Origin of the sequence: Acidocella sp. KAb 2-4 (genome assembly GCF_020567705.1) — a bacterium.
In the GTDB taxonomy this organism is placed as follows: Bacteria; Pseudomonadota; Alphaproteobacteria; order Acetobacterales; family Acetobacteraceae; genus Acidocella.
On sequence record NZ_JAJDJU010000001.1, the window covers coordinates 303846 to 327163 of the forward strand.

Consider the following 23318-nt stretch of genomic DNA (forward strand, 5'->3'; position numbering starts at 1 on the left):
GCCAGACTTACCGGTAGATGGGGAAACGGGCACAGAGCGCCTTCACCCGCGCCCCGACCGCCGCTTCCGCCGCGTCGTTGGTGCCGTCATTGGACTTCGCCAGCCCGTCCAGCACCTCGCCGATCATCAGGCCGATCTCGCGGAACTCGGCCTCGCCGAAGCCGCGCGTGGTGGCGGCCGGGGTGCCGAGGCGGATGCCGGAGGTGACGGCCGGCTTCGCCGGGTCGAACGGGATGGCGTTTTTGTTGGCGGTGATATGCGCGCGCTCCAGCGAGGCTTCGGCGGCCTTGCCGGTGGTGTTCTTGGGGCGCAGATCGACCAGCATCAGATGGCTGTCGGTGCCACCGGTGACGATCGCCAGCCCCTGCTCCACCAGCGTCGCCGCCAGCACCTTGGCATTGGCCGCCACCTGCTTCTGATACGCCACGAATTCCGGTGTCAGCGCCTCGCCGAACGCCACCGCCTTGGCAGCGATGACATGCATCAGCGGGCCGCCCTGCAGGCCGGGGAAGGTCGCGGAGTTGATCTTCTTGGCGATGTCCTCGTGATTGGTGAGCACCATGCCGCCGCGCGGGCCGCGCAGGGTCTTGTGCGTGGTGGTGGTGACGACATGCGCGTGCGGCAGCGGGTTGGGATAAATGCCCGCCGCGACTAGGCCGGCGAAATGCGCCATGTCCACCATGAAATAGGCCCCAACCTCATCGGCCACGGCGCGGATGCGTGCGAAGTCGATGAAGCGCGGATAGGCGGAGCCGCCGGCGATGATCAGTTTCGGCTTATGCTCGCGGGCCAGGCGCTCCAGCTCCTCGTAATCGAGCAGGCCGTCTTCGCGCCGCACGCCGTATTGCACGGCGTTGAACCATTTGCCGGACATGTTGGGCGCGGCGCCATGGGTGAGATGCCCGCCCGCCGCCAGCGACATACCGAGGATGGTGTCGCCCGGCTGGATCAGCGCCAGGAACACCGACTGATTGGCCTGGGAGCCGGAATTTGCCTGCACATTGGCGAAACCGGCGCCGAACATCTTCTTGGCGCGCTCGATGGCGAGGTTTTCCACCTCGTCCGAGGGGCCGCAGCCGCCGTAATAGCGCTTGCCGGGGTAGCCCTCGGCGTATTTATTGGTGAACACCGAGCCCTGCGCGGCCAGCACGGCGGCGGAGACGATGTTCTCGGAGGCGATCAGCTCGATGCCGTCCTGCTCGCGGGCCAGCTCGCGGCCGATGATGGCCGCGATTTCAGGGTCGGTCTGGGTGAGCGGAGCGGAGAAGAAGCGCGCGAGGGTCTGCGTCATGGCGTGGGTTCCGTGGTCTTGTTGATCTTGGCGAGGCGGCGCTCATGGCGGCCGCCCTCGAACTTGGTGGCGAGGAAAGTTTTCACAATATCCACCGCCACTTCCTCGCCGGTGATGCGCGCGCCGAGGGCGAGCACGTTGGCGTCGTTATGCTGGCGGGTGAGGCGCGCGGTGGTGACATCATGCACCAGGGCGCAGCGTATGGCCGGGTTGCGGTTGGCGGCGATGCTCATGCCAATGCCGGTGCCGCAGACGAGCAGGCCGAAATCGGCGCGCCTCTCGGCCACGGCGTCGCACACTGCATGGGCGAAATCGGGGTAATCCACGCTTTCCGGGCCGTTGGTGCCGTAATCGAGGAGCTGGTGGCCGGCCTCGGCCAGCAACACGGCGAGGCGCTGCTTGAGCGCCACGCCGCCATGGTCGGCCCCCAGGGCCAGGATCAAAGAACGAGTCATGCGGACCCCTTAACACGCTGGGACGGCATGGGAAACTAGCCGAAGAACAGCCCGCCTATGCCACCCAGCACGCCGAAGCCGCAGGTGACGGCGCAGACCGCCCATACCACCCAGAGATACCAGCCCTTGAGGCGCTGCGCGGCGGGCAGCGTGACCATGGCGAGGCGCACGAGGAAGCCCAGCACCACCGGCAACAGCAGCGCGTTCATCACCTGCACGCCCACGTTCAGGCTCACCAGATTGGGGGCAAACCCCACCGCCAGCGCGCCCCCGATGACGCAGAGCGCATAAACGCCATAGAACCATTTGGCCTTGAGCGGGTGGTATTCGAGCGAGCGGCGATAGCCGGAGACCTCGCCCAGCCCCCAGGCAAGCGCGAGCGAGGCGACGATGGCCGCCACCAGCCCCGCGCCCAGCACGCCGAGGGAGAACACCACCTCGCCAAATTCCTTGCCGAGGTAAGGGGTCAGCGCCTCGCTCATCTGGCCGACGGTGGAGAGGGTGGCCTGCGGGGCGTGCGGGCGGATAGCCGCGGCCGCCGCCACCAGCACCGCCGCCATCACCAGCTGAGTGACCACCGCGCCGATCCCCGTATCCCAGCGCGCGGCGCTGAAATGCTCAGCCTTGAGGCGTTTATCAGCCACCGCCGATTGCTGGTAGAACACCATCCAGGGCATGATCACCGCGCCGATATTGGCGGCGACGAGATATTCATAGCTGGCGTTGAACACGGGCGGGTGCAGGGCCTCGGTGCGAAGTTGGGCGAGATTGGGATGCGCGATCCAGGCGACAAAGAAAAACGCCAGCTCGAACAGCCCCACGGCGATGGCCACACGCTCCACCCGGCGGTAGGAGCCGGTGACAACGATGGCGAGCAGCACCGCCGCCGCCATCGGCAGCGAGACGTAATGCGGGATGCCGAACAGATCGCCCACCCCGGCCACGCCCGAAAACTCGGTGAGCAGCGCGCCGATGGTGGCCACCGCCAAGCCGGAAGCTGAGAACCACGCCCAGCCAGGGCCGAACGCCTCGCGGATCAGCTCGCCATGACCCTTGCCGGTGAAGATGCCGAGGCGGACGGTGAGCTCCTGCACCACATAGAGCACCGGCATGAGCAAGAATTGCGGCAGCAGCAGCTTGTAGCCCCATTGCACCCCGCTCTGCCCGGCGGTGATGATGGAGCCGACATCGGTATCGGCCAGCATGACGACGAGGCCGGGGCCGAAGACGGCCATGAGCATGGCCCAGGAGGGAAGCCCGCGGCGTGAGGCGGCCGGAGCTTGGGTAGCGGTGGGCATGAGCGCGGGATCCTCTCCGGGGCGTTGTAATTGCAAATCATTCTCACTTCTAATTCTGCGAATTAGTTTCAATTACGTCCCCTTGTCAATCATTGATCTGGATCAAGCCGCGCGCATTTCTCTGCCAGCCCGAACCGGTTTAGGATGGCCGCATGATTATGCAACGATTCCCCGCCACCCGCCTGCGCCGCAACCGTTTTGATGACGCCACACGCCGCCTGGTGGCTGAACACCGCCTCACCGTCGATGACCTGATCTGGCCGATTTTCGTGCGCGAGGGCTCTGGCCCGGTGCAGGAGGTGAATGCCATGCCGGGCGTGTTCCGCGTTGGGCTGGATGGCTTGGCCAAGCATGTGGAGGAAGCGGCGAAGCTGGGGATTCCGGCGATCGCGCTGTTCCCCGCCACCCCTGCCGAGAAGAAGACGCCCGGCGGCGAGGAGGCGGTGAACCCGGAAAACCTGATCTGCCAGGCGACGCGGCTGCTCAAGCGCGAATACCCGCAGATCGCGCTGGTGGGCGACGTCGCGCTCGACCCCTATACCGACCACGGCCATGACGGGTTGCTCGACGAGGGCTACGTGACCAACGATGCCAGCGTGGAGATGCTGGTGCGCCAGGCGGTGAACCAGGCCGAGGCCGGTATCGACATTATCGCGCCCTCCGACATGATGGATGGGCGCATCGGGGAGATCCGCGCCGCGCTGGACGAGGCCGGGCTGATCAACACCCGAATCATGAGCTACGCCGCCAAATACGCCTCGGCCTTTTACGGCCCGTTCCGCGACGCCATCGGCTCCTCGGGCGCGCTGAAGGGCGACAAGAAAACCTACCAGATGAACCCGGCCAACACCGAGGAAGCCCTGCGCGAGGTGGCGATGGACATCGCCGAGGGCGCGGACATGGTGATGGTGAAGCCGGGGATGCCGTATCTCGACGTGATCCGCCGCGTGCATGAGAAATTCGGGATGCCGGTGTTCGCCTATCAGGTCTCCGGCGAGTATTCGATGATCATGGCCGCCGTGCGCAATGGCTGGCTCGACCATGACAAGGCCGTGCTGGAGAGCCTGCTCGCCTTCAAGCGCGCGGGCTGCGCCGGGGTGCTGAGCTATTTCGCCGTGCATGCGGCGCGGCTGCTGCGGGGCTAGGCATGGCGCTGTGGCCAGGGGCGCTTCTGCCGGACCTCTCCGGCTTGGTCGCGGTGGTGACCGGGGCGAATAGCGGCATCGGCTATTACACGGCGCTGGAACTGGCGCGGGCCGGGGCAGATACGGTGCTGGCCTGCCGCAACGCCGAGAAGGGCGAGGCGGCGGCGGCGCGGATCAATGCCGAGACGCCGGGCCGGGCGCGGTTCATGGCGCTGGACCTGGCGGATCTCGCCTCGGTGCGCCGGTTCGCCGCGGGGTTTGGCGGGCGGCTGGACCTGCTCATCAATAATGCCGGGGTGATGAAGCCGCCGCGCCGGCGGCTCACCGCGCAGGGCTTCGAGCTGCAATTCGGGGTGAATTTTCTCGGGCATTTTCTGCTCACCGCGCTGCTGCTGCCGGCGCTGCGGCAGGCACCGTCGCCGCGCGTGGTGCAGGTGTCGTCCATCGCCCACCGGCGCGGGCGGATGAATTTCGACGACCTTCATTATGAGCGGCGCTATGAGTCCTGGGGCGCGTATCAGCAATCCAAGCTGGCGATTCTGATCTTCGCGCAGGAGCTGCAACGCCGGTCGGATGCAGCCGGATGGGGGCTTTGCTCGCTGGCGGCGCATCCGGGCATCGCCAGCACCGCGCTGGTGGCCAACGGGCCGGGGCGGCGCAGCCTGACAGGGCTGGGCTTTCTGCTCGGCAAGCTCTGCGTGGTGCAGTCCGGTGAGGCCGGGGCGTGGCCGCTGATCCTGGCCGCCACCGACCCCGCCGCCCGGCCCGGCGGCTATTATGGCCCGCGCGGCTGGGGCGAGTATCGCGGCACGCCGGGGCTGGCCAAGGCCGAGCCCAAGGCCCTGGACCCGCAGGCCGGGGCGCGGCTGTGGCAGGCGGCTGAAGCGATGACCGGAGCGGTGTTTACACCCGCCCGGTGAGCGCGGCGCGCAGCACGGCGAGGCGGTCGGCCAGGCCGCGCGCGCGGTAGGGACGGCTGAGATCGCGCCGCGCGAACACGGCGGGCAGCGCCGCCGCCAGCGCCGGGCGCGGCGGCTGCGCGGCGAGCAGGGCGCGGGCCTGGGCGGCCAGGGTTTCGTCCGGCGTGGCATCCTCGGGGCGCAGCCTGGTGGCGCGGAGCAGGCCGGAGACCGCATAGGCGGTGCCCAAATCCTCCACCACGGCGGAGTCGGCGCCGAGCCACTTGCCCGCGATGCGCGCCAGCCTGCCGCCTGTGCCGCGCGCATAGGCGAGGAAGGAGTCGGCATCGAGCAGCGCGGTTTCCTGCTCGCGCGCCTCGATCAGCGCCAGCAGGTCGTCGCGCGCGAACACCCCGGCGCGCAACGCCGCCGCGAGCGGGGTGGCCAGTTCGTGCTGGCGCTCCGCGCCTTCCACCACCTCGCGCCACCATTGCAGACGGATCAGCGCCAGCAGCGGCTCCGAGGCGACCTCGTGCGCGCGGGCCAGCTCGTGGTTGAATAAATAGAGCAGCGCCAGGGAGTCGCGCTGCGCCGCCGGGGCGAACAGCGTGCAGAAGTAGCGGTCCGGGTCGGCGCGGCGCAGGCGGAGGAGGAAACTGTCGCTTGACGGGGGCATCAACTCTCCATAGCTAATCCGCACCAAGACACAAACCACTGGAGAGTGCCCCATGGCGTTTGAACTGCCGACCCTGCCCTTCTCGATCAATGCGCTGGCCGAGGCCGGCATGTGCCAGGAGACCCTGGAGCTGCACCACGGCAAGCACCACAACGCCTATGTGACGGCGCTGAACGGGCTGGTGGAGAAGAACACCGCCCTGCAAGGCAAGAGCCTGGAGGAGCTGGTGAAGCTCGCGCATGGCAATGCCGAGCTGACCCCGGTGTTCAACAATGCCGGCCAGCACCTGAACCACAGCCAGTTCTGGCTGAGCCTGAGCCCCAAGGGCGGCAAGCTGCCGGGCAAGCTGGAAGCCAAGATCATCGAGGATTTCGGCTCCGTCGAGGCGTATAAGGAAGCCTTCAAGCAGGCTGGCGTCACGCAGTTCGGCTCCGGCTGGGCGTGGCTCGTGCTATCGCCCGAGGGCAAGCTGAAGGTGACCAAGTCGGCCAACGCCTCCACCCCGTTCGTCACCGGCGAAGGCAAGGTGCTGCTGACCTATGACGTGTGGGAGCACGCTTACTACGTGGATTTCCGCAACCGCCGCCCGGATTACATCTCCAACTTCCTCGACAAGTTGGCGAATTACGAATACGCCGAAGCCAACCTGCTGGCCGCGTAAAACCGAAAACCCCCTGGCAAAACCAGGGGGTTTTTTATTGCCGCACGCGTTGGGTTGAAAACGTGGTATGCGGCTCCGATATCCGGCGCGTTCAACAAGGAGATATTCATGCTCGTTTGCACTGGTTACGCCGCCGAATCCCCCAGCGCCCCGCTCGCCCCCTACAGCTTCACCCGCCGCGCTCCCGGACAGCAGGATGTCGAGATCGAGATCCTCTATTGCGGCGTCTGCCATTCCGACCTGCATTTCGCCCGCAATGAATGGGGCTTCACCGCCTACCCCGCCGTGCCGGGGCATGAAATCGTGGGCCGGGTGAAGAGTGTGGGCGCCGGGGTGAGCAAGCACAAGGTCGGCGATCTCGTCGGCGTGGGCTGCATGGTGGATAGCTGCCGCACCTGCCCCTCCTGCCAGGAAGGGTTGGAGCAGTATTGCGATGGCGGCCTCGCGGGCCAGACCTATGGCGGTGTCGAGAAGCAGACCGGCGAGCCCAGCAAGGGCGGCTATGCCGAGCGCATCGTGGTGGATGAGAGCTTCGTGCTGCGCATCCCCGAAAACCTGAACCCCGCCGCGGCGGCGCCGCTGCTCTGCGCGGGAATCACCCTGTATTCGCCGCTGCGCCATTGGGGCGCGGGACCGGGCAGGAAAGTGGGGATCATCGGCCTGGGCGGGCTGGGCCATATGGGCGTGAAGCTGGCGCGCGCGATGGGCGCGCATACGGTGGTGTTCACCACCAGCCCCGGCAAGGTGGCGGATGCGCGCCGGCTCGGCGCGGATGATGTGATCATCTCCAAAGACCCCGAGCATATGGCGCAGCACGCCGAGAGCTTCGACCTGATCATCGACACCGTCTCGGCCAGCCATGATCTGGCGCCGTATTTTGGAACATTGAAGCGCGAGGCGACGCTGGTGCAGGTAGGCGCGCCCGACAAGCCCCTGCCCTTCAACGTGTTTCCGCTGCTGATGAAGCGCCGCAACTTCGCCGGCTCGCTGATCGGCGGCATTAAGGAGACGCAGGAGATGCTGGATTTCTGCGGCCAGCACAACATCACCGCCGATGTCGAGATGATCCCGATCCAGGCGATCAACGAAGCTTATGAGCGGATGCTCAAGAGCGACGTGAAGTACCGGTTCTGCATCGACATGGCCTCGCTGAAAGCCTAGGCCCGAAGTGGTCGCCCCCCTCCTCACCCATATCCTGGAAACGTCGCTCTATGTGACGGAGCTGGAGCGGGCGGAGGGGTTTTACCGGCATGTGTTCGGCTTCGAGCCGATCCACCGCGACCACCGCATGGTGGCGCTGCGCGTGGCGGCGCAGAGCGTGCTGCTGCTGTTCCGGCGCGGCGCCACCGAGGCGGGCAGTGACACGCCGGGCGGGCATATCCCCCCGCATGGCGGCGGCGGGCAGCTACATCTGTGCTTCGCCATCCCCAAGGCTTCGCTGGCGGAATGGGAGACGCATCTCGCGGCCTGCGGCGTCGAGATCGAGAGCCGCGTGAGTTGGAAGCTGGGCGGTGTCAGCCTGTATGCGCGCGACCCTGACGGCCATTCGGTGGAATTGGCGACGCCGGGGCTCTGGACGAATTATTAAACAAAAAAAGCCCCGGTTTTCACCGGGGCTTTTTCTTGGCTCAGGCGGCGGCCTTGTTGGTCTGCCGCTCCTTGAGGAAGGCGAAGAACTCCACGCCCTCACGCAGGCGGCGCACCAGCATCTGCGGCGAGGTCGCCATCTCCTTGAGGATGGAGAGGATCTTCGAGGGGCGGAAATAGAACTGGCGGTAGATCTCCTCGACCGCGTCGAAAATCTCCTGATGCGACAGATGCGGGTAGTGCAGCGGAGCGATCTGCACGCCATGCTCGTCGATCAGCTCGGCGTGCTCAACGTCGAGCCAGCCCTCCTTCACCGCCTGGTTATAGAGGAAGGTGCCGGGATAGGGCGCGGCCAGCGACACCTGGATGGTGTGCGGGTTGATCTCCTTGGCGAAGGCGATCGTCTCCTTCAGGGTCTCGCGCGTCTCGCCAGGCAGGCCGACGATGAAGGTGCCGTGGATCTTGATCCCGAGCTTGTGGCAATCGGCGGTGAAGCGCTTGGCCACATCGATGCGCATGCCCTTCTTGATGTTGTGCAGGATCTGCTGGTTGCCGGACTCATAGCCCACGAGCAGCAGGCGCAGGCCGTTTTCCTTGAGCACCTTGAGAGTGTTGTACGGCACGTTGGCCTTGGCGTTGCACGACCACGTGACGCCCAGCTTGCCCAGCTCGCGCGCGATGGCCTCGGCGCGGGGCAGATCGTCGGTGAAGGTATCATCGTCGAACATGAACTCCTTCACCTGCGGGAAGAGTTCCTTGGCGCGCTTGATCTCGGCAATCACGTTCTCCACCGAGCGGGTACGGTATTTATGCCCGCCCACCGTCTGCGGCCACAGGCAGAAGGTGCAGTGCGACTTGCAGCCGCGGCCCGTATAGATGGAGATATAGGGGTGCTTGAGGTAGCCGATGAAGTAATCCTCGATGCGCAGATGCTTCTTGTAGACATCGACGACGAAGGGCAGCTCGTCCATGTTCATCAGCAGCGGGCGGTCGTCGTTCTTCACGATCTCCCCGGCCTCGTTGCGCCACCAGATGCCCTTCACGTCCCGCAGCGCGGCGCCTTCAGCGATCTCCTTGATCGTGAAGTCGAACTCATTACCGCAGACGAAATCGAGCACCTTGGCGCGCTCCATCGATTCCACCGGCTGCACGGCCACCTTGGCGCCGATGAAGCCGACCAGCATCTTCGGGTTCAGCGCCTTGAACTCCTCGGCCACCTTCACGTCGTTGGCGAAGGAGGGGACGGAGGTATGGATGATCAGCAGGTCATGCGTCTTGGCATGGGGTAGCACATCCGCCATCGTCAGCTTGGCGGGCGGGGCGTCGATCAGCGTGGAATCCGGCAGCAGGGCCGCGGGCTGGGCCAGCCAGGTCGGGAACCAGAAGGATTTGATCTCGCGGCGCGCCTGGTAGCGTGAGCCGGCGCCGCCATCGAAGCCATCGAAGGAAGGCGGTTGCAGGAACAGGGTTTTCAGCTTCGTCATCTCTTCTCTCTCAGCGGGGCGCGACCTTGCCGGAATCGGCATGCATGACCTGGCCGCGCCAGTCCACATGGCGGCCAATGAAACTTGTGACATAAATGATGGCGGACACCAGATCGCGCAACAATAAAAGCCAAAGCGCGCCAGATTTTGGCAGGCGCAGGGCGGTGTCGATATCGCGCGCGGCCAGATAGCGGGCGGTAAACACCAGGGCGAGGAGCAGCCAGGACCACACGGCGCCGCCCGCGAAGACCAGGGCCAGCACCGCCCAGAACAGGGAATATTGCAGCACCGAGGCGGCATAAGGCAGCGGCACCAGGGCGCGGATGGTGCGCGCCCAGCGCAGCTCGTGCCGGAACAAGGCGGGGAAATCGGCCTCAGGCACGGTGGTGGCGGGGATGACATGGGCCAGGGCCAGCTTGTACCCGTGCGCCAGCACCAGCCGCCCGAGCACCTGATCATCGGCGAGGTTGTTCGCCACCGCCGCCAGCCCGCCGATCTCGGCCAGCATGGTCTTGCTCAGCGCCATGGTCACGCCCAGGCAGTCCTGCCGGCCGAGCTGTCTGGCCAGCAGCGCGCCGGGCAGGAAGGTGTAGTTGATCTGGCAGGCGCCGAGCAGCGAGGCGAGCGCGGGGGTGCCGGGCAGCCCGGTATACAGCGTCGTCACCAGTCCGACGCCGGGCTCCTGCAGCGCGGCGAGCACGCGGTCGAGAAAATGCACCGGCACATGGATATCGGCATCCGACATCACCAGTGTTTCATGCTTGGCCGCTTGCAGCATGTTGATGAGGTTGGAAACCTTGCGGTTACTCCCATGCTGGGTGGGGTCCACCACCACCGCCACGTCGCGTTGCGGATGGCGGGCGCGCAGCGTTTCCAGCACGCCGAGCACCGGGTCCGCCGGATTCTGCACGCCGAAGACGAGCTGGTAATCCGGGTAGTCGAGCAAGAAGAAGGATTCCAGCGCCAGCTCGGTCAGCGGCTCGACCCCGCAAAGCGGCTTGAGCACCGAGACGGGCGGGCGTGAGGCCGGCGCCGGCGCCAATGCATGCGCGAAGCGTACGGCCAGACGCGTGCCGACCAATAATTGCGCCACGCCGACCAGCGCGCAGAGCGCGGCGATCACTGCCAGGATATGCATGGTCAGGCGCGGCCGGGCTGCGAGCGCATCACTGGCCCGCCGAACCGCTCTGCAGCGCGGCGATCTTGCTCTTGAGCGCCTGGATCAGGGCCGAGGCGTCGCCCGATTTGACGAGCGAGGCGAAATCAGAGGCATGCACCGCAACCTGGCTGATGGTGCCGCCGAGCAGCACGTCGTTGATCTGCCAGCCCGCGCCGCTATTGGCCACCACATAGTCGAGCTCCACCGGGTCGCCGCCATCGCCGGGCAGGAGCTGGGTCTCGATGATCTTCTTCGCGCCCAGCGCCTTTTCATCGGGCAGCAGCTTGAAGCTCTGGCCGTTAAAGGCGTTGAACTGGGAGACATAGCTGGCAACCGTGAACTGCTCGAAGAGCTTGTTCAGCTCCTCCTGCTGCGCGGCCGGCAGGGTGGACCACAGGAAGCCGACCGAATTCTTGGTGACCTCCTGCAAATCATAGGCTTTGCGGACGATGGGAACCAGCGCGTCATACCGCGCCTGGAACCCCTGCCCGGCCGACCCGGCCTTCATTCCGGCGATCAGCCCGGCATCCAGCGTGTCAACGGGCGTGGCCTCGGGCGTGGCGGCCTGGGCCAGCGGCGCCAGGGCGAGGCCGAGCGCCAGCAAGGGAGTGGTGAGGAGTGCTTTCATGCGGTCCTCCTAGAGGATCACTGTGCCGGAATTGCGACGGCGCCATGCAGGGATTCGATCCCTAATGCCGAAATCGCGTGGGTCACGATGTGGCTCGCCGTCAGCCCGGCATCGATCAACTGGGCCGCCGGGGTATTGTGGTCGATCAGCCGGTCGGGCAGCGTCATTGGCCGGAATTTCAGCCCCTTATCGAAGGCGCCGGTCCAGGCCAAATGATGCGCCACGGCGGCGCCGAAGCCACCCGCCGCGGCTTCCTCGATGGTGATCAGCACCTCGTGGTGGCGGGCCAGTTGGTCGATCAGCGCGGTGTCGAGCGGCTTCATGAAGCGGGCATCGGCCACCGTGCAGGGGAAGCCGCGCGCGGCCAGCTCGTCGGCGGCGGTGTTGGCATCCGCGAGGCGCGGGCCGAGCGCGAGGATGGCGATCTTGCCGCCTTCGCGCAGGATGCGGCCCTTGCCGATCTCCCACACCGTGCCGCGGGCCGGCAGCTCGATGCCCACACCCTCGCCACGCGGATAGCGGAAGGCTGAGGGGCGGTCGTTGATGGCGGCGGCGGTGGCCACGGCGTGCATCAGCTCGGCTTCGTCCGACGGCGCCATGATCACCATGTTCGGCATCGGGCCGAGGAAGCAGAGGTCATAAGCCCCGGCATGGGTGGCGCCATCGGCGCCGACCAGCCCGGCGCGGTCCATGGCGAAGCGCACCGGCAGGTTTTGCAGCACCACGTCATGCACCAGCTGGTCGTAACCGCGCTGCAGGAAGGTGGAGTAGATGGCGCAGAACGGGGCCAGTCCCTCGGTCGCCATGCCGGCGGCAAAGGTCACGGCATGCTGCTCGGCGATGCCGACATCGAACATCCGGGTCGGGAATTTGGCGGCAAACTTGTCCAGCCCCGTGCCCGGCGACATGGCGGCGGTGATGGCGACGATGTTCGGGTTGGCCTCGGCCTCGGCGATCAGCGCCTTTGCGAACACATTCGTATAAGTCGGCGGGCCGGGCGGGGCTTTCTTCTGCTCGCCGGTGACGACATTGAATTTTTGCACGCCGTGGTACTTATCCGCCGCCGCCTCGGCCGGGGCGTAGCCCTTGCCCTTCTGGGTGACGACATGCAGCAGCACTGGCTCGGCGGCCTCCGAGTCGCGCAGGTTGCGCAGCACGGGCAGCAGATGCTCCAGGTTGTGGCCATCGATCGGGCCGACATAATAAAAGCCCAACTCCTCGAACAGCGTGCCGCCGGTGAGGATGCCGCGGGCATATTCCTCGGCGCGGCGGGCGGTGCGCTCCAGCGTGCGCGGGAAGCGCTTGGCCATCTTGGCCGCGAAATCGCGCAGCGACATGAAGCTGCGCGACGAGATCAGCTTGGAGAGATAAGCGCTCATCGCCCCCACGGGCGGGGCGATCGACATGTCATTGTCGTTGAGGATGACGATCAGGCGGGACTTCATCGCCCCGGCATTGTTCATCGCCTCATAGGCCATGCCGGCGCTCATCGAGCCGTCGCCGATCACGGCGATCACGTTGCGCGGGTCGGGTTCATGCTTGAGGTCCCGCGCCACGGCCATGCCCAGCCCAGCGGAGATGGAGGTGGAGGAATGCGCGGCGCCGAACGGGTCGTATTCACTCTCCGAGCGGCGGGTGAAGCCCGACAGCCCGCCCGGCTGGCGCAGGGTGCGAATGCGGTCGCGCCGGCCGGTGAGGATCTTGTGCGGGTAGCATTGGTGGCCGACATCCCAGATCAGGCGGTCGCGCGGGGTCTCGAACACCGCGTGGATGGCGACGGTCAGCTCGACCACGCCCAGCGACGAGCCCAGATGCCCGCCCGTGGTGGAGACAGTGTCGATGGTCTCGGCGCGCAGCTCGTCGGCAAGCTGCTTGAGCTGGTCGGTGGAGAAATTACGTAGGTCGGCGGGATACTTAACCCTGTCGAGGAGCGGGGTCTGCGGCGGCATCAGTGAGTTCCCCCGTTACGCCGCGCCAATTGATTCCGCATAATAATGTCGTCCTTCGCTCTAACCTTTAGTCCAACCCCAGCCGGCCCGCCGGGCGGGGTGTCTGGTACTCTGAAATTCTTCCACACATAAGGGGCTGTGGACCGAAAAGCCAGCCACCCCACGGGAGCGGGCAGCCGGTATGAAAGTTCTTCTTAATACGAAGCTTGCGGATTGGCGAGGCAATGACCTATTGCATGGGCGATAAACCCACACGGCGTGACCCACAGGCAACAGGATTGACGACATGGATGGTGCCCATACGACAAAGACGATGCGGGTGATCCTCGCCCAGCCCCGCGGCTTCTGCGCCGGGGTGGAGCGGGCGATCGACATCGTGGAGCGCGCCCTGACCAAGTTTGGCCCGCCGATCTATGTGCGCCATGAAATTGTGCATAACCGCCATGTGGTCGAGGATTTGCGCGCGCGCGGCGCCGTGTTTGTGGACGAGCTGGACGAAGTGCCGGAAGGCGCGTGGACCGTGTTTTCGGCCCATGGCGTGGCCCGCAAGGTGGTGCAGGCGGCCGAGGACCGGTCTTTGCCGGTGATCGACGCCACCTGCCCGCTGGTTGCCAAGGTGCATGCCGAGGGGCGGCGCTATGCCAGCCAGGGCCGTGAGATCGTGCTGATCGGGCATGCCGGCCATGCCGAGGTGGAGGGCACGATCGGGCAGATCGACGGCACGGTGTATCTGGTGCAGACCGTGGAGGACGCGGAGACGCTGCGGGTGAACGACCCCGAGAAGCTCGCCTATATCACCCAGACCACGCTCTCGGTGGATGACACGCGCAGCATCATCGCGGCGCTGAAGGCGCGCTTCCCCGAGATTACCGGCCCGGATGTGAAGGATATCTGCTACGCCACCCAGAACCGCCAGGAGGCGGTGCATCATCTGGCTAAGCTGGTGGATGTGATCCTGGTGGTGGGGAGCAAGAACTCCTCCAACTCCAACCGGCTGCGCGAGATCGGCGCCGAGCTGGGGCACCCGGCTTATCTGATCGACGACGCCGCCGCCCTGCAGCCCGAATGGTTTATCGGCGCAAGCACGGTGGGGCTGACGGCCGGGGCCAGCGCGCCGGAAGTGCTGGTGCAAGGCGTGATCGAGGGGCTGAAGCGCTTCGGCAAGGTCGAGGTGGAACTGCTCGACGGCACGCCGGAAGACGTGAAATTCAAACTGCCGGCCGAAGTGGCCAGCCTGTAAGGACGTAGAGAATGGGTGTTCCGCTAAATCAGGCGCTGAAGGTCGGCGCTTACGTGCTCAAGCAGCATCTCAAGGGCAATAAGCGCTATCCGCTGGTGCTGATGCTGGAGCCACTGTTCCGCTGCAACCTCGCCTGCTCGGGCTGCGGCAAGATCGACTATCCCAACGAGATCCTGAACCAGCGCCTGTCGTTGGAGGATTGCATCAAGGCCGCCGAGGAATGCCCGGCGCCGATCGTCGCCATCGCCGGCGGCGAGCCGCTGCTGCACAAGGAGATGCCGCAGATCGTGGAAGCCTATCTGAAGATGGGCAAGTTCGTGATCCTGTGCACCAATGCGCTGCTGCTGGAAAAGAAGATCGACCAGTACAAGCCGCACAAGAATTTCTGCTGGGATATCCACCTGGACGGCGACAAGGACATGCATGACCGCGCCGTGGACCAGGAGGGCGTGTATGAGCGCGCGGTGGCGGGCATCAAGCTGTCCCTCTCCAAGGGCTTCCGTACCTCCATCAACTGCACGCTGTTCGATGGCGCGGACCCGGACCGGGTGGCCGGCTTCCTCGACACCGTGGCCGATCTCGGCATCGAGGGCGTGATGACCTCGCCCGGCTATGCCTATGAGCGCGCGCCGGACCAGCAGCACTTCCTCAACCGCACCCGCACCAAGGAGCTGTTCCGCGCCATCTTCCGCCGCGGCAAGGAGAGCAAGAAGCGCGGCAAGGTGTGGAAGTTCACGCAATCGCCGCTGTTCCTCGACTTCCTGGCCGGGAACCAGACCTATGCCTGCACGCCCTGGGGTAACCCGACGCGCAACGTGTTCGGCTGGCAGCGCCCCTGCTACCTGCTGGGCGAAGGGTACGCCAAGAGCTTCCAGGAGCTGATGGACACCACCGAATGGGATAAATACGGCGTCGGCAATTACGCGAAATGCTCGGATTGCATGGTGCATTCGGGCTTCGAGGCAACCGCGGTGCTGGATTCGGTGAAGCGCCCGTGGAAGATCGCCAAGGTGGCGCTGGCGGGCATCCGCACCGAGGGGCCGATGGCGAAGGATATCCCGCTCGATAAGGCCCGCCCGGCGGAATATGTGTTCTCCCGCCATGTGGAGGGCAAGATGGCCGAGATCCACGCCGCCAAGGAAGCCCGGCACGCGGCGGAGGCGGCGGAGTAATAGATTTTTCCGGGTCGTCTTTACTGCGACAAGACGGCCCGGAAATTCTTATAAATTTTTAATACGTGCTGGGCGGCAGGGTTTGCACCCGCCGCAGAAGGGCCGCACGCGCCGCCTTGGCCGCGCGGCCAAGCGCCAAGAGGTCCGGCAGTTGGCGCGGGTGGCGCAGCACGGAGCCGAGCACGCGCAGCAGATCGACACTGCCATCATCACGCAGCGCCACCAGCGCCGCCGGTGGCAAATCCAACTCCGCCGGGTCGGCCACAGAGCGCAGTACGGCGAAGGGCAAGTCCCGCGCCTGCGCCACACGGGCCACCGCGCCTGATTCGAGATCGATGGCGGCGGGGTGGATGCGCCGATAGAGCAGCGATTTATCATGCACCGAGGCGGCGATCTTCTGCCCGGCGAGAATCGGCAGGCCCGTGGAGCCGCCAAGGAATTCCATCAGCCTGAGATCGCAGACATAGGTGCGGTTGCCCTCGATCACCGCCGGCGGGACCAGCACGCTGCCTGGCGCCAGGCCGGGCTTGAGGCCGCCCGCGAGGCCGAAGCTGATCAACCCCCGCGCGCCCGCCTGCACCAGCGCCTGCGCCGAGCGCTCGGCGCCCAGCGGCGTGCCGCCGCCGACTTGCACGAGAAAGCCCGCCTGCCGCAGCCAGCTGGCCTCCGCGGTCAACCCGGTAATGATGCCGATCTTGCCCCGCTCCATAACGAAACCTTAGCAGATGACGCAGGCGCTGCGAACAGCGAAGCCGAGGGCGGGAGGGAAAACTTGGTGAGCCCGGTGGGGGTCGAACCCACGGCCGTCCGATTAAAAGTCGGATGCTCTACCACTGAGCTACAGGCTCTTAAGTATTTAAAAAGGGCGCCGCGCGGACGCCCTTGATGGGGGCAAGAACCATTTTTCCGCCCCCCAAGTCAAGTGCGGAGGATCAGGCCACGACCATCTTGATGATGGAATCCGGGTCCTGCACCTGGCCGTTGGAGCCGGTGCCCTTTTTGATCTGCTGCACCGCGTCCATGCCCGCCGTCACCTGGCCGACGATGGTGTACTGGCCGTCAAGGAAGGTGGCCGGGGCGAAGCAGATGAAGAATTGCGAGTTGGCGGAATTCGGGTCCGCGGTGCGGGCCATGCCGACGGTGCCGGTGAGGAAGCTGGCATCGTTGGTGAACTCGGCCGGCAGGTTGGGCAGCGGCGAGCCGCCCATGCCGGTATTGGTCGGGTCGCCGGTCTGCGCCATGAACCCGGCGATGACGCGGAAGAACTTGCAGCCGTCATAAAAGCCCTGGGCGCTGAGGGTGCGCAGGCGCTCGGCGGCGTGCGGCGCCAGATCGGGGCGAAGCTGAATCGTGACGTCGCCATATTTCAGCGTCATCTTCAGCGTGTTGGAGACGGGGGTGTCGGCTTGCGCTTCGCTCATGGAAACTCCGGTTGAGAGAGGGATTGCGGCGGCGGCGGTAAGAAGTTTGCGGCGGTCGATCATGCTTCACCTTTCAGCTTGGCGATGGTTCTTTCGGCCGTGAGCTTCGGCACGAAGCTCGAAATGTCGCCGCCAAAGGAGGCGACATCCTTCACAAATCGCGAGGAGATGAATTGATGTTTCTCGCTCGCCATCAGGAACACGGTCTCGATGCCGGGATCGAGGCGGTAGTTCATCCCGGTCATCTGGAATTCATAGTCGAAATCGGAAACGGCGCGCAGGCCGCGCACGATCATTTGCGCCCCTACCTCGCGCGCGAAGGTGATGAGCAGCGAGGAGAACGGCCGCACCTCCATCGCGATCCCGGCACGCTCGGCGATCGGGCGGATTTCGGCTTCGACCAGCGCCACGCGCTCATCCAGACTGAAGATCGGCCCCTTGCCGATATTCACCGCGACGCCGACCACCAGCTTGTCCACCAGCTTGGCGGCGCGGGTGATGATGTCGATATGCCCGTTGGTAATGGGGTCGAACGTGCCCGGATACAGCGCGATTCGTTCAGCCATCTTCAGCCTCCTGCTCGAGCACGGGGAATACGCTGGTCACGCGCTCATCCTCATCCAGCCGGAACAGCGTGACGCCCATGGCGGCGCGGCCGGTGATGCGGATCTGGTCCACCGGCACGCGGATCAACCGCCCGCCATCGGTGACGAGCATGATGTCGTCGCCAGGGCGCACCGCAAAGCTGGCGGCCACGGCGGTGCCGTTGCGGCGGGCGTTGAGGGTGATGTTGGCGATGCCCTGGCCGCCACGCCCGGTGGCACGGTATTCATAAGCCGATGAGCGCTTGCCAAAGCCCGAATCGGTGACGGTGAGAATGACCTCCTCGCCATCCGCCAGTTCGCGCAGCCGCTCCTCGGAGAGGGTGACATCAGCCACCGCCTCCTCCGCCTCGGCCGGGGCTTCGCCCTCCTCCTCGGCGCTGCGGCGCTGCTTGAGGAAGGCTGCACGCTCCTCGACGCCGGCCTCGACATGGCGCAGCACCGAGAGGCTCATCACCTCGTCGCCCGCGCCGAGCTTGATGCCGCGCACGCCGGTGGAATCGCGCCCCGAGAACACGCGCAACGTCTCATCGGTGATCTGGAAGCGGATGCAGCGGCCGAGCTTGGTGGCCAGGAACACATCATCGCCATCGCGGCAGGTGGCGACGCCGATCAGGTGGTCGTTCTCGTCCAGCTTCATGGCAATGAGGCCGGAGGCGCGGACATTCTTGAAATCCGACAGCCGGTTGCGGCGCACATTGCCGCTGGACGTGCCGAAGACGAGATGCAGGTTCTCCCACAGGGTTTCATCCTGCGGCAGCGGCAGCACGGTGGTGATCTGATCACCCCCTAATTCGGGCAGCAAATTGACCAGCGCCCTGCCCTTGCCCGTGGCGCCGCCCTCCGGCAGGCGCCAGATCTTCTCACGGTAAACCTTGCCGCCCGAGGAGAAGAACAGAACGAATTGATGCGTATGCGCATTGAAGCTGCGGGTGACGATGTCGTCGCCGCGCGTGCCGGCGGCGGAGCGCCCACGCCCGCCACGGTTTTGCGCGCGGAACACGTCGAGCGGCGTGCGCTTGATGAAGCCGTCGCGCGTGATGGTGATGACCATCTGCCCCGGCTCGATCAGGCTCTCATCGTCGAGATCGGCGTCCACATCCTCGATCGAGGATTTGCGCGGGCTGGCGATCTTCTCGCGCGCGGTGGTGATTTCGTCGCGCATCACCTCTAGGCGGCGGATGCGCGAACCAATGATTTCAAGATATTCCTTGATCTTCTCAGCAACTTCCGAAAGTTCACTGTGGATCTTCTCACGCTCCAGCCCGGTGAGGCGGGCGAGGCGCAGCTCCAGGATCCCACGCGCCTGCGCATCGGTGAGATGAATGGTGTGCGTCTCCGACACCACATTGCCCGCATCGTCGACCAGCGCCAGCAGCGGCAGCACATTTTCGGCGGGCCATTCGCGCGCCATCAGCATCTGCCGCGCGGTGTTGGCGTCCGGGCTGTTGCGGATGATCTTGATCACCTCGTCGATATTCGCCACCGCGATGCCAAGGCCGATCAACAGATGCGCGCGGTCACGCGCCTTGGAAAGATCGAACCGGGCGCGGCGGAGAATCACTTCCTCGCGGAACTCGATGAACAGGCTGAGCAACTCTTTCAGCCCCATCTGCCGGGGTTTGCCCCGGTCCAGCGCCAGCATGTTGATGCCGAAGCTGCTTTGCAGATTGGTCATCCGGTAAAGCTGGTTCAGCACCACCTCGCCGGTGGCATCGCGCTTCAGCTCGATGACGATGCGCATGCCCTCGCGGTCGGACTCGTCGCGCAGATCGGCGATACCCTCGATCTCCTTGGCCCGCACCAGCTCGGCGATGCGCTCCAGCAGCGTCGCCTTATTCACCTGATACGGAATCTCGGTGACGATGATCGCATCGCGATCCTTGCGGATTTCCTCGATGGTGGCGCGGGCGCGCAGGATGATGGAGCCGCGCCCCGTCTCGAACGCGGAACGGATGCCGGAGCGCCCGAGGATGATGCCCGAGGTCGGAAAATCCGGACCCGGCACGATCTTCATCAGCTCTTCCAAGCTGATATCCGGCTGCGCGATCATCGCCAGCACCGCGTCCATGATCTCGCCCGGATTATGCGGCGGGATGTTGGTGGCCATGCCGACGGCAATGCCGTTGGAGCCGTTGATCAGCAGATTCGGGAAGGCAGCGGGCAGCACCCGCGGCTCGTTCTGGCTTTCGTCGTAGTTGGGCTGGAAATCAACCGTGTCCTTGTCGATATCGGCCAGCAGCAGCATCGCCGAGGGGGCGAGGCGCATCTCGGTGTAACGCATCGCGGCGGGCATATCGCCGTCGATAGAGCCGAAATTCCCCTGCCCGTCGATGAGCGGCAGGCGCATCGAGAAATCCTGCGCCATGCGCACGGCGGCGAGGTAAATCGCGCTGTCGCCATGCGGGTGGTAGGCACCCATCACGTCACCGGTCATGCGCGCGGATTTGCGGTAGGGCTTGTCTGGCGTGTTGCCGGCCTCGTGCATGGCATAGAGAATGCGCCGGTGCACCGGCTTCAACCCGTCCCGCGCATCGGGCAGGGCGCGGCTGACGATGACGGACATGGCGTAATCCAGGTAGGATTTCCGCATCTCCAATTCGATGGCGACAGGCTCCTGCCCGCGCGGCAGCATCGGCTCCGCGCCGGGGTCTTCGGTGGTATCGGTCATATCAGATCAGAGATTCGCCGCGCCGCACCATCGGGCCGGTCGAGGCGCCTTTTAAGGCATTGAAAAGATGAGAAAAAATATCCCGCATAGTCTGCTATTCCTAGCACGGCGCGGGGCGTTTTACAAATTCGCGCCCCGCGGGGAAGCGGCCTAAACCTGCCGCTTCGTCTCCAGTCGGCAGGCGCGGAGAATAGCGCGCAGATCGGCCAGGGCCACGTCGAGGTCGTGGTTCTCCACGATGTAGTCGAATTCTCCGGCATGGGAGATCTCGGCCTCGGCATGGGCCATGCGGGCCTCGACCTGCTCGGGTGTGTCGCCGCGCTTGGTCAGGCGCTGGCGCAGCACCGCCAACGAGGGCGGCTTGATGAACACGCCGACCACGTCACCGCCCATCGAGCCGCGGAGCTGGTGAAAGCCCTGCCAGTCGATATCGAACATCACATCCTGCCCGGCGGCGAGCGCGGCCTCCACCGGGGCGCGCGGGGTGCCGTAAGAGCGGCCGAAGACGCGCGCATATTCCAGCAGCTCATGCTGCTCGACCATTTCGTCGAAGCGTTCCTGGGTGATGAAGTGGTAGTGCTTGCCCTCCTTCTCGCCGGGACGGCGGTCGCGCGTGGTCACACTCACCGAGAGCGAGAGCTCGTCATCCTGCTCCAGCAGCAGGCGCGAAAGGGTGGTCTTGCCCGCGCCGGAGGGGGCGGCCAGCACCAGACAGACGCCGCGCCTACTCAATGTTCTGCACCTGCTCACGCAGCTGCTCGATGGCGGCTTTGAGCGCGAGGCCGATATTGGTGAGCGGCACGGAGGCGGATTTGCTGCACAGCGTATTCGCCTCACGGTTGAATTCCTGCATCAGGAAATCCAGCTTGCGGCCCACACCCGCGCCTTCGCGCAACAGGGCGCGCGCGGCCTCGATATGCGCGGAGAGGCGGTCGAGCTCTTCGCGCACGTCGGATTTCGTGGCCAGCAGGGCGATTTCCTGGGCGATGCGCTCCTCGGGCAGGTTCGGCGTGCCACCGATGATCTCGGCCAGCTGCGCGGCCAGGCGGGCGCGGTGCAGCTCGGGCTGCTTGGCGGCTTCCAGCCCGGCGGCCTCGTGCAGCGCGGCGATCTCGCGCAGATTGGCCAACACAATCTCGGCCAGCTTGCGGCCCTCGGCGGCGCGCGCCTCGGCCAGCCCGTCCAGCGCCGCCACAAATCCGGCACGCACGGCGTCCTGCAACGCGGCGCGCTCCTCCTCGCTCTCCTCCTGCGCCGCGGCGCTGCGCATCACGCCCGGCAGAGCCAACAGCAATTCGGCCCTTGGTGGCAGCGCGCCGGGGATGTCATCGGCCAGCTCGATGGCCAGAGTCTTGATCCGCTCCAGCGCCGCCATGTCGGGCATGATCGCGGCGGCCTGCTCGCGCTTGAGGCTCAACGTGCCCGCGACATTGCCGCGCTTGAGGCGCTTGGCGGCCAGTTCGCGCAGCGGGAATTCCAGTGCCTCCAGCCCCGCGGGCAGGCGCAGCTTCACATCCAGGCCGCGCCCGTTCACGCTGCGCAGCTCCCACACCCAGGCGGTGCCGGCCAGCTCTCCCTGGGCGCGGGCAAACCCGGTCATCGAGGCGATTTTTGAAATCTCGGTCATGGGCTGGCCTCATAGCAGCAGGCTGCTAGACTGCCCATATGTTGAATCGGCCCCCGCGCGTGGTCTGGTGCCTGGGCATGTATGCCAGCGGTTCCACCTGGACCTTCAACATGGCCCGCGAGGTGGCGCGGCAACTGCACCCAGGCGAGCAGGCCGAGGGTGTTTTCGCCGAATCGCTATGGCAAGTGCTGCGCCTGCCTGCCGGCATGACCATGGTAAAAACGCACCACCTGCCCCGGCCCGCCGCGGCGCTGCTGGGGGCACGGGCGGGGCTGATCCTGCTCACCCTGCGCGACCCGCGCGACGCCGTGACCTCACTGATGCAGCATATGGGGCGCGACTTCTCCCGCGCCCTGCGCGAGGCCGAGGCCTCAGCCCAGTTCTGCGCACGCTATGCCGCCGATCCGCGCAGCCTGGTGCTGCGCTATGAGGATGGCTTCATCGATACGCCCGAGACCATCGACCGGCTGGCCGAGCGGCTGGGCGGCGCCCTGCCCATCGCCGCGCGAGACGACCTGTTTGCGCAATCGCGCCGCGAGGCGATCGAGGCCAAGATCTCGAAACTCGCGGCATCCCCCACCGCCACGCGCAGCCCCAAAACCCCCGCCGACCTGATGGATCTTGATACGCAATGGCATCTGCACCACGCGGGGCGCACCGGCGAAAGTGGGCGCTGGCGCCGGATGCTGCAACCTGAGGCGGTGTCCAAGGTCGAGCGGCAACTCGGCGGTTTCATGCGACGGTTTGGCTATCTGGGCTGAATTTCACCGTCGCGTTGTGCGCCGCCGGCCTTCGCTGCATTGCAAAAAGATTTCACGCCGCATCGCAATATACGGAAACAATTTTCATCAACATGTCACTTTGCTGCGCTGCACGCAAAAATTTCACCGACACGACTGATTTTTAATCATTTCGAAACCGCCTTGGCTCTAGGACGCAGCGGCATTTCGGGCTAAACACGCGCCCACAACTTTAGAGGGTTGGAGAATGACCTCGAAAACATTTCACGGGCTCATGCTTTGGGCCGTGCCGCGCTTTCGCCGGTCGGAAGCCATTTGCTCTGAGGCACAGACCCAAGATTCCAGGCCGAGCCAGGGGGCTGGGCTGCTCTACCAATTCGCCAGCCTAACCCCGGAGCCCCCGCCTCACCCGCGCCACGCCCAGGCGCGCGAGCCGGAGTTCTGCCACTGAGGTAAAGGCGCGCGCGGCGGCGCTCAGCGCGGGGCTTTGGCCAGCGCGTCGAACGCCATCAGCCCGCGCACCAGCGCCTCGAAATCCTTCAACGCGATCATGTTCGGGCCGTCGGAAGGCGCATGATCCGGATCGGGATGCGTCTCGATGAACAGCCCCGCC

At 65.6% G+C, this 23318-nt stretch carries 22 protein-coding genes, 1 tRNA gene and 1 pseudogene; 8 read left to right on the top strand and 16 right to left on the bottom strand.

Annotated elements, in window-relative coordinates; translation table 11 throughout:
• Positions 1–7: 7 nt before the first annotated feature.
• Genes glyA through LI953_RS01500 form a run of 3 tightly spaced genes read right to left on the bottom strand, consistent with a single transcriptional unit; the run spans position 8 to position 3044 of the window.
• On the bottom strand, positions 8–1291 hold the full coding sequence (gene glyA, locus LI953_RS01490; RefSeq protein WP_227074192.1) for a serine hydroxymethyltransferase: 1284 nt from the start codon (positions 1289–1291) through the stop codon (positions 8–10).
• On the bottom strand, positions 1288–1746 hold the full coding sequence (gene rpiB / locus LI953_RS01495; RefSeq protein WP_227074193.1) for a ribose 5-phosphate isomerase B: 459 nt from the start codon (positions 1744–1746) through the stop codon (positions 1288–1290). The genes glyA and rpiB overlap by 4 nt, the downstream gene beginning before the upstream one ends.
• Before the next feature lie 35 nt (positions 1747–1781).
• Positions 1782–3044, bottom strand: coding sequence for an NRAMP family divalent metal transporter (locus LI953_RS01500; RefSeq protein ID WP_227074194.1), 1263 nt, complete (start codon positions 3042–3044; stop codon positions 1782–1784).
• 152 nt (positions 3045–3196) lie between these two features.
• Here LI953_RS01500 and hemB point away from each other — a divergent pair, with 152 nt between their 5' ends.
• Both hemB and LI953_RS01510 read left to right on the top strand, forming a co-directional pair.
• Entirely contained in the window at positions 3197–4189 is a 993-nt protein-coding gene (hemB, locus tag LI953_RS01505) for a porphobilinogen synthase (protein WP_227074195.1), read from the top strand.
• Positions 4190–4191: 2 nt separating this feature from the next.
• The gene (locus tag LI953_RS01510) at positions 4192–5109 is read left to right on the top strand and encodes an oxidoreductase (RefSeq protein WP_227074196.1); all 918 of its coding nucleotides are present in this window, start codon (positions 4192–4194) and stop codon (positions 5107–5109) included.
• Here LI953_RS01510 and LI953_RS01515 read toward each other — a convergent pair.
• A complete protein-coding gene (locus LI953_RS01515; protein WP_227074197.1) occupies positions 5093–5764 on the bottom strand; it encodes a squalene/phytoene synthase family protein in 672 nt (223 codons plus the stop codon). The two genes, LI953_RS01510 and LI953_RS01515, sit on opposite strands and share 17 nt — an antisense overlap.
• Before the next feature lie 52 nt (positions 5765–5816).
• On the opposite strand from LI953_RS01515, the gene LI953_RS01520 reads away from it, so the two are divergent.
• The 3 genes from LI953_RS01520 (at position 5817) to LI953_RS01530 (ending at position 8013) form a co-directional block, all read left to right on the top strand.
• The gene (locus LI953_RS01520; protein ID WP_227074198.1) at positions 5817–6425 is read left to right on the top strand and encodes a superoxide dismutase; all 609 of its coding nucleotides are present in this window, start codon (positions 5817–5819) and stop codon (positions 6423–6425) included.
• Positions 6426–6533: 108 nt separating this feature from the next.
• Complete coding sequence (locus tag LI953_RS01525; protein WP_227074199.1) at positions 6534–7586, top strand: NAD(P)-dependent alcohol dehydrogenase; 1053 nt, start codon at positions 6534–6536, stop codon at positions 7584–7586.
• Between the two features lie 7 nt (positions 7587–7593).
• Positions 7594–8013, top strand: coding sequence for a VOC family protein (locus tag LI953_RS01530; protein WP_227074200.1), 420 nt, complete (start codon positions 7594–7596; stop codon positions 8011–8013).
• 40 nt (positions 8014–8053) lie between these two features.
• Here LI953_RS01530 and hpnJ read toward each other — a convergent pair whose 3' ends face one another.
• Genes hpnJ through dxs form a run of 4 tightly spaced genes read right to left on the bottom strand, consistent with a single transcriptional unit; the run spans position 8054 to position 13232 of the window.
• Positions 8054–9496 carry a hopanoid biosynthesis associated radical SAM protein HpnJ gene (gene hpnJ / locus LI953_RS01535; RefSeq protein WP_227074201.1) on the bottom strand — a complete coding sequence of 481 codons (1443 nt, stop codon included), beginning with the start codon at positions 9494–9496 and terminating at the stop codon, positions 8054–8056.
• Positions 9497–9506: 10 nt separating this feature from the next.
• Positions 9507–10634, bottom strand: a complete 1128-nt coding sequence (hpnI, locus tag LI953_RS01540; protein WP_227074202.1) for a bacteriohopanetetrol glucosamine biosynthesis glycosyltransferase HpnI — start codon at positions 10632–10634, stop codon at positions 9507–9509.
• A gap of 28 nt (positions 10635–10662) precedes the next feature.
• On the bottom strand, positions 10663–11283 hold the full coding sequence (locus LI953_RS01545) for an ABC transporter substrate-binding protein (RefSeq protein WP_227074203.1): 621 nt from the start codon (positions 11281–11283) through the stop codon (positions 10663–10665).
• A gap of 17 nt (positions 11284–11300) precedes the next feature.
• Positions 11301–13232 carry a 1-deoxy-D-xylulose-5-phosphate synthase gene (dxs, locus tag LI953_RS01550; protein ID WP_227074204.1) on the bottom strand — a complete coding sequence of 644 codons (1932 nt, stop codon included), beginning with the start codon at positions 13230–13232 and terminating at the stop codon, positions 11301–11303.
• Between the two features lie 286 nt (positions 13233–13518).
• On the opposite strand from dxs, the gene ispH reads away from it, so the two are divergent.
• Both ispH and hpnH read left to right on the top strand, forming a co-directional pair.
• Positions 13519–14472, top strand: a complete 954-nt coding sequence (ispH, locus tag LI953_RS01555) for a 4-hydroxy-3-methylbut-2-enyl diphosphate reductase (RefSeq protein ID WP_227074205.1) — start codon at positions 13519–13521, stop codon at positions 14470–14472.
• A gap of 11 nt (positions 14473–14483) precedes the next feature.
• The gene (gene hpnH, locus LI953_RS01560) at positions 14484–15644 is read left to right on the top strand and encodes an adenosyl-hopene transferase HpnH (RefSeq protein WP_227074206.1); all 1161 of its coding nucleotides are present in this window, start codon (positions 14484–14486) and stop codon (positions 15642–15644) included.
• Between the two features lie 58 nt (positions 15645–15702).
• Here hpnH and LI953_RS01565 read toward each other — a convergent pair whose 3' ends face one another.
• The 7 genes from LI953_RS01565 to LI953_RS01595 all read right to left on the bottom strand — a co-directional run bounded on the left by LI953_RS01565 (position 15703) and on the right by LI953_RS01595 (position 21965).
• Complete coding sequence (locus tag LI953_RS01565; protein ID WP_227074207.1) at positions 15703–16353, bottom strand: hypothetical protein; 651 nt, start codon at positions 16351–16353, stop codon at positions 15703–15705.
• Positions 16354–16417: 64 nt separating this feature from the next.
• A tRNA-Lys gene (locus LI953_RS01570) sits at positions 16418–16492 on the bottom strand.
• Positions 16493–16576: 84 nt separating this feature from the next.
• Complete coding sequence (locus tag LI953_RS01575; protein ID WP_227074208.1) at positions 16577–17065, bottom strand: peptidylprolyl isomerase; 489 nt, start codon at positions 17063–17065, stop codon at positions 16577–16579.
• Positions 17066–17124: 59 nt separating this feature from the next.
• Positions 17125–17631 (bottom strand): pantetheine-phosphate adenylyltransferase, encoded by a 507-nt coding sequence (gene coaD / locus LI953_RS01580; protein WP_227074209.1) that lies wholly within the window; start codon positions 17629–17631, stop codon positions 17125–17127.
• Complete coding sequence (gene gyrA, locus LI953_RS01585) at positions 17624–20338, bottom strand: DNA gyrase subunit A (RefSeq protein ID WP_227074210.1); 2715 nt, start codon at positions 20336–20338, stop codon at positions 17624–17626. Before gyrA ends, coaD begins: the two co-directional genes overlap by 8 nt.
• A 150-nt stretch (positions 20339–20488) precedes the next feature.
• Complete coding sequence (gene gmk / locus LI953_RS01590; RefSeq protein WP_227074211.1) at positions 20489–21070, bottom strand: guanylate kinase; 582 nt, start codon at positions 21068–21070, stop codon at positions 20489–20491.
• Positions 21063–21965, bottom strand: a complete 903-nt coding sequence (locus LI953_RS01595) for a YicC/YloC family endoribonuclease (protein WP_227074212.1) — start codon at positions 21963–21965, stop codon at positions 21063–21065. Before LI953_RS01595 ends, gmk begins: the two co-directional genes overlap by 8 nt.
• A 38-nt stretch (positions 21966–22003) precedes the next feature.
• Between LI953_RS01595 and LI953_RS01600 the strand changes: the two genes are divergently transcribed.
• Positions 22004–22726 carry a hypothetical protein gene (locus LI953_RS01600; RefSeq protein ID WP_227074213.1) on the top strand — a complete coding sequence of 241 codons (723 nt, stop codon included), beginning with the start codon at positions 22004–22006 and terminating at the stop codon, positions 22724–22726.
• Positions 22727–23179: 453 nt separating this feature from the next.
• Here LI953_RS01600 and LI953_RS01605 read toward each other — a convergent pair.
• A pseudogene (locus tag LI953_RS01605) lies at positions 23180–23318 on the bottom strand (3-deoxy-8-phosphooctulonate synthase); the annotation flags it as partial.

Coding starts and splice junctions, on each gene's coding strand:
- glyA (WP_227074192.1), bottom strand. CDS start 1,291: ATGACGCAGACCCTCGCGCGCTTCTTCTCCGCTCCGCTCACCCAGACC.
- rpiB (WP_227074193.1), bottom strand. CDS start 1,746: ATGACTCGTTCTTTGATCCTGGCCCTGGGGGCCGACCATGGCGGCGTG.
- LI953_RS01500 (WP_227074194.1), bottom strand. CDS start 3,044: ATGCCCACCGCTACCCAAGCTCCGGCCGCCTCACGCCGCGGGCTTCCC.
- hemB (WP_227074195.1), top strand. CDS start 3,197: ATGATTATGCAACGATTCCCCGCCACCCGCCTGCGCCGCAACCGTTTT.
- LI953_RS01510 (WP_227074196.1), top strand. CDS start 4,192: ATGGCGCTGTGGCCAGGGGCGCTTCTGCCGGACCTCTCCGGCTTGGTC.
- LI953_RS01515 (WP_227074197.1), bottom strand. CDS start 5,764: ATGCCCCCGTCAAGCGACAGTTTCCTCCTCCGCCTGCGCCGCGCCGAC.
- LI953_RS01520 (WP_227074198.1), top strand. CDS start 5,817: ATGGCGTTTGAACTGCCGACCCTGCCCTTCTCGATCAATGCGCTGGCC.
- LI953_RS01525 (WP_227074199.1), top strand. CDS start 6,534: ATGCTCGTTTGCACTGGTTACGCCGCCGAATCCCCCAGCGCCCCGCTC.
- hpnJ (WP_227074201.1), bottom strand. CDS start 9,496: ATGACGAAGCTGAAAACCCTGTTCCTGCAACCGCCTTCCTTCGATGGC.
- hpnI (WP_227074202.1), bottom strand. CDS start 10,634: ATGCATATCCTGGCAGTGATCGCCGCGCTCTGCGCGCTGGTCGGCGTG.
- LI953_RS01545 (WP_227074203.1), bottom strand. CDS start 11,283: ATGAAAGCACTCCTCACCACTCCCTTGCTGGCGCTCGGCCTCGCCCTG.
- dxs (WP_227074204.1), bottom strand. CDS start 13,232: ATGCCGCCGCAGACCCCGCTCCTCGACAGGGTTAAGTATCCCGCCGAC.
- ispH (WP_227074205.1), top strand. CDS start 13,519: ATGGATGGTGCCCATACGACAAAGACGATGCGGGTGATCCTCGCCCAG.
- hpnH (WP_227074206.1), top strand. CDS start 14,484: ATGGGTGTTCCGCTAAATCAGGCGCTGAAGGTCGGCGCTTACGTGCTC.
- LI953_RS01565 (WP_227074207.1), bottom strand. CDS start 16,353: ATGGAGCGGGGCAAGATCGGCATCATTACCGGGTTGACCGCGGAGGCC.
- LI953_RS01575 (WP_227074208.1), bottom strand. CDS start 17,065: ATGAGCGAAGCGCAAGCCGACACCCCCGTCTCCAACACGCTGAAGATG.
- coaD (WP_227074209.1), bottom strand. CDS start 17,631: ATGGCTGAACGAATCGCGCTGTATCCGGGCACGTTCGACCCCATTACC.
- gyrA (WP_227074210.1), bottom strand. CDS start 20,338: ATGACCGATACCACCGAAGACCCCGGCGCGGAGCCGATGCTGCCGCGC.
- LI953_RS01595 (WP_227074212.1), bottom strand. CDS start 21,965: ATGACCGAGATTTCAAAAATCGCCTCGATGACCGGGTTTGCCCGCGCC.
- LI953_RS01600 (WP_227074213.1), top strand. CDS start 22,004: ATGTTGAATCGGCCCCCGCGCGTGGTCTGGTGCCTGGGCATGTATGCC.